We start from the raw sequence: 2,176 nt of genomic DNA, 5'->3' as shown, positions 1-2,176 counted from the left end.
CGTAGCGCAACGCGCTCCGGTCGTAGCGAACACGGTTCTCGGTCGTCCACATCAGCAAAGGCCTTTCTCAGCCCTCGCTTGAATCACAACCTGCTCAGATTGCACAGCTTGTTGCCGAACAGACACTAAGGCCTCGCAGGGTCTTCAAATGGCGCCAGCAATTGTAGGTCTCCACGAACAGTTGCAGGTGACGACGCAGCTCGTCGTGGTCGGTGTAATGGTAACGCTTAACCGTGGCGTCCTTGATGGTCCGGTTCATCCGCTCAACCTAGCCGTTCGTCCACGGGCCGTGTGGTTTGGTCAGGCGATGCTCGATTTTGGTCTGCTCGCAGGCCCATTCGAACGAGTGCCAGCGGTACAAGCGCAGCTCATTGCGCTCGGCCCAATAGGCAATCACCTTGGCCTCGGCCCCAGGTTTTACTGGCTTGTTGTCGGTAAACTGAATGCCATTGTCGGTCGGGATCGTGTGAATTGTGTAGGGCGCGGCCGCGACCAGATCGCATAAAAAGGCTGCCGAAACCCGTTGATTCGCCTTCTCGAGAAGTTGGACGAAGACGAACCTGCTCGTACGGTCGATGGCAACGTACAGATGGAGCTTGCCTTGTTCGGTGCTGACCTGTGCGATCTCGATGTGGAAGTAGCCGATCGGGTAGGCTTTGAAGCGCGACCGTTTGGGCTTGTCGCCGTCGACGTCCGGCAGACGACTGATGCCGTGCCGTTGCAGACAGCGGTGCAGCGACAAGCAGGTTAGGTGAGGGATGCTGGGCTGAAGCGCGTAGAGGCAGTCATCCAGTGGCAACAGGGTGTGCCGGCGAAAGGCGCCGATGATCGCCTCGTGCTCCAGGCTCAGCACCGTGGCGTGAGGTTTCTTCAGTCCCATCCGCGCATCGGTGCTGATCGAGCGTGAACGCCACTTCTGCTTAGTGGTCGGGCTGATCCCGTAGTGCTTCGCGGCGGCTCTCACGCTCTCTTTACGAGATTGGATTGCCCGACGGACCATCTCAGTCGTTGTAGCGCTGACGTGAAGAACCTGTCTCGTAGCGCGTCCATCGATATGGCATCAGATTTATCATCAGACGGCGGGACCAAACATCTAAATAATTCATTGTTTGATTCATCGTCCGTAGATGTCCTCGACGCGGATGATGTCGTCCTCGCCGGTGTAGGAGCCGACCTGGACCTCGATCAGCTCGAGGGGGATCTTGCCGGGGTTGGCCAGCCGGTGCATCGAGCCGATCGGCAGGTACACCGCCTCGTTCTCGTGGACGAGGACCAGGCGCTCGCCCAGCGTCACCTCCGCCGTGCCCTTGACCACCACCCAGTGCTCGGCGCGGTGGTGGTGCTTCTGCAGCGACAGGCGTCCGCCAGGCGTCACCATGATGCGCTTGACCTGGAAGCGCTCGCCGATGTCGACCCGCTGGTACCAACCCCAGGGCCGGTACATCCGCCGGTGCGCGTCGGCCTCCGGGTGGGCGCGGGCGCGCAGCACGCCCACCAGTTCCTTCACCCGGCCCGACTGCGCCTTCGACGCGACCAGCACCGCGTCGGGCGTCGCCACCACCACCACGCCGTCGAGGCCCACCACCGTGGTCAGGCCCTCGCCCTCGCTGTGCACCAGGCTGTTGGTGGTGCCCAGCACTTCGACCCGGCCGCGCAGCGCGTTGCCGGCTTCGTCCTGCGGCAGCACCTGCCAGACCGCGTCCCAGGTGCCGACGTCCGACCACGGGAACGAGACCGGCAGCACGCCGGCCCGCGTCGTACGCTCCATCACCGCGTAGTCGATCGAGATCTTGGGCGCCTGCCCGAACGCCGTCGCGTCGAGCCGCACGAAGTCGAGGTCGATGGCAGCCCCCTCCAGCGCCGCGCGGGCGGCGGAGAGCACCGCGGGCGCATGCGCCTCGAGCTCGGCCAGCATCAGGTCGGCGCGAAACAGGAAGTAGCCCGAGTTCCACAGGGCGCCGTCCGCGATCAGCGCGGCTGCGCCCTCCGCATCCGGCTTCTCGACGAAGCGCGCCACCGCGAAGGCGCCCTCGGCCTCCGGCAGCGCGGCCCCGCGGCGGATGTAGCCGTAATCGGTCGCCGGCCGCGTCGGCTCGACGCCGAGCGTCATCGTGTGTGCCCGGGTGGTTTTAAACAAAGACCCAGCCCCCCCCAGCCTAACAGGTGAGAGGGGGGG

General features: G+C 64.3%; 1 protein-coding gene and 1 pseudogene. Both read right to left on the bottom strand.

Annotation, left to right across the window (positions count from 1 at the left end; genetic code table 11):
* Window positions 1–124: 124 nt before the first annotated feature.
* Window positions 125–1,000: pseudogene (locus FV222_RS23940) on the bottom strand (IS481 family transposase); the annotation flags it as partial.
* Between the two features lie 114 nt (window positions 1,001–1,114).
* The coding region (locus tag FV222_RS23935; RefSeq protein WP_147815816.1) for a mannose-1-phosphate guanylyltransferase/mannose-6-phosphate isomerase at window positions 1,115–2,176 on the bottom strand (1,062 nt) is incomplete at its 5' end.

The organism is Methylobacterium sp. WL103, from assembly GCF_008039885.1.
Lineage (GTDB): Bacteria > Pseudomonadota > Alphaproteobacteria > Rhizobiales > Beijerinckiaceae > Methylobacterium > Methylobacterium cerastii.
Note: the sequence above shows the minus strand (reverse complement) of the source record. Positions and strands in the feature narration are given on the sequence as shown.